1 protein-coding gene and 1 pseudogene are annotated in these 2,748 nt (G+C 59.2%); both read right to left on the bottom strand.

The window, feature by feature from the left end:
* Positions 1 to 1,628, bottom strand: a pseudogene (locus Q0349_RS04920) (iron-containing alcohol dehydrogenase); the annotation flags it as partial.
* A gap of 34 nt (positions 1,629 to 1,662) precedes the next feature.
* Positions 1,663 to 2,748 (bottom strand): histidinol dehydrogenase (gene hisD, locus Q0349_RS04915; RefSeq protein WP_298079765.1); only part of this gene is annotated, 1,086 nt, incomplete at its 5' end.

Below are 2,748 nucleotides of genomic sequence, written 5' to 3'. Positions count from 1 at the left end.
CTTTTTCGCCCAGCTCAGGGAATTTGAAGGCGCGTTTGCGGATGTCCATGAATTTCTGCACGAGGTCGCGGAAATCAATTTGCGGCTGTTCGTAAAACATCCACATGACTTTTGCCGCATCCATTACCGAGCCGCCGCCTAAAGCAATAATGGTGTCCGGCGCGAAACTTTTCATGATTTCGGCACCACGGCGCACGGTGGTGATATCCGGGTCGGGTTCGACGTCGGCAAAGACGGTATAGACGACTTCGTTGCGGCGCAGGTGCAATTGTTCGATGACGCGCTGGAGGAAGCCGAATTTGACCATTGCCTCATCGGTGACAATCATCGCCTTGTTGATGTTTTTCATTTTTTGCAGGTATTGCACCGCATCGCGTTCGAAATAGATTTTGGGCGGTACTTTGAACCACTGCATATTGTTTCTCCGGCGGCCAATTTTTTTTGATGTTAAGCAGGTTGATGGCGCTGACGTTATCGCCGACGGAATTGTGTCCGTAGGAGCCGCAGCCGAGGGTGAGCGAGGGCAGGAAGGCGTTATAGACGTCGCCGATGTCGCCAAAGGTGGAGGGCGAATTCCAGATAACGCGGATGGCTTTCACCGCCGTGCCGAATTGTTTGACCAATTCCGCATTTTTGCTGTGAATGGCGGCGGAGTGGCCGAGGCCGTTAAATTCCACCATTTGCCGCGCTTTTTTAATCCCGTCGGCGTGGTTTTCCGCTTTTAATACCGCGATGACCGGGGAAAGTTTTTCGCGGGTGAGTGGTTCTTTTTCGCCTACTTCTTTTACTTCGGCGGCAAGGATATTGGTATCGGGCGGCACGGTAAATCCCGCCTGTGCGGCAATCCAGACTGCCGGGCGGCCAACAATATCGGCATTGAGTTTGCCAAGCGCGCAATTTTTGCTGTCGGCTTTCACGCCGAAGCAAAATTCTTCCAGTTGCGCCTTTTCTTTTTCATTGACGAAATAGACTTTGTAGGATTTGAATTCATTGACGAAGGCATCATAAATTTCCTTGTCGATAATGACGGCCTGCTCCGAAGCGCAGACCATGCCGTTATCAAACGATTTGCTCATCACAATATCGTGCGCCGCCTGGCGAATGTCGGCGGATTTCTCCACATAGGCGGGGACGTTGCCCGCACCGACGCCAAGCGCCGGTTTGCCGCAGGAATAGGCGGCGCGCACCATCGCGTTGCCGCCGGTGGCGAGAATGGTGGCGACGCCGTCGTGATTCATCAGCGCCTGCGTCGCTTCCATCGACGGCTTTTCAATCCACTGGATGCAGTGCTTCGGCGCACCCGCGGCGACGGCGGCGTCATAGACCACCTGCGCCGCGTGCTTCGAGCTTTCCTGCGCCGAGGGGTGGAAGGCGAAGACAATCGGGTTGCGCGTCTTCAGCGCAATCAGCGATTTGAAAATGGTGGTTGAAGTCGGGTTGGTGGTCGGGGTAATGCCGCAGACGACGCCGACCGGCTCGGCAATCAGCGTCAGCCCGCTCACTTCATCCTCGCTAATCACGCCGACCGTCTTGGTGTGGCGCATATTGTTGACGACGTGCTCGCAGGCGAACAGGTTTTTCGTCGCCTTGTCCTCAAATACGCCACGCTGCGTTTCATCAAAAGCGTGCTTGCACCATGCGTGCGGGATTTTGAACAGGTTTTTAGTCTTTCAGCCGCATTTCTGCCGCGCGGGCGTGGGCAGTGAGGCCTTCGCCACGCGCGAGGATGCTTGCGGTTTTACCCAGTTTCTGCGCGCCTGCCGCCGAGACTTGTATCAGGCTGCTGCGTTTCTGGAAGTCGTAGGTGCCCAGTGGCGAGGCGTAGCGGGCGCTGCGGCTGGTCGGCAGGACGTGGTTCGGCCCGGCGCAGTAGTCGCCGAGGCTTTCGCTGGTATAGCCGCCCATGAAGATGGCACCCGCGTGGCGGATTTTTCCCGCCCAGGCTTCGGGTTCGGCAACGGACAGTTCGAGGTGTTCGGGCGCAATTTGGTTGGCGATGGCGCAGGCGTCGTCCAGGTCTTGCGCCAGTATCATCGCGCCACGGTTGGTGAGCGCGGCTTCGATGATGGCGCGGCGTGGCATATCGTTTATCAGGCGCTGCATCGCGGCTTCGACGTCGTCAAGGTAGCGCTGTGAGGGGCTGATGAGGATGGCCTGGGCGATTTCGTCGTGTTCGGCCTGGCTGAAGAGATCCATCGCCACCCAGTCGGCGGGCGTGCTGCCGTCGGCGATGACGAGGATTTCCGAGGGGCCTGCCACCATGTCGATGCCGACCACGCCAAAGACGCGGCGTTTGGCGGCGGCGACGTAGGCGTTGCCGGGGCCGGTGATTTTATCGACAGCGGGCACGCTTTCGGTGCCGTAGGCGAGGGCGGCAATGGCCTGTGCGCCGCCGATGGTGAATATTTTGTTGACGCCTGCGATGGCGGCGGCGAGGACGATGTCGTTGCGCTCGCCGCGCGGGGTCGGCACGACCATGATGATTTCTGCCACGCCAGCGACGTGTGCGGGCATGGCGTTCATGATGACGGAGCTGGGGTAGGCCGCCTTGCCGCCGGGGACGTAGATGCCGACGCGGTCAAGCGGGGTGATTTTCTGCCCGAGCAGGGTGCCGTCTGCGTCGCGGTAGTGCCAGCTTTCCTGTTTTTGCCGGCGGTGGTAGTCCTCAACGCGCGCGGCGGCGGTTTGCAGGGCGTCGCGTGTTGCAGCGGGCAGGCGGGCGAGGGCTTGTTGCAGGTCGTCCTGGCT

The organism is uncultured Cardiobacterium sp., assembly GCF_938028185.1.
Taxonomy (GTDB): Bacteria; Pseudomonadota; Gammaproteobacteria; order Cardiobacteriales; family Cardiobacteriaceae; genus Cardiobacterium.
The sequence above is the reverse complement of the archived record's forward strand: the minus strand, read 5'-3'. Positions and strand labels throughout refer to the sequence as shown.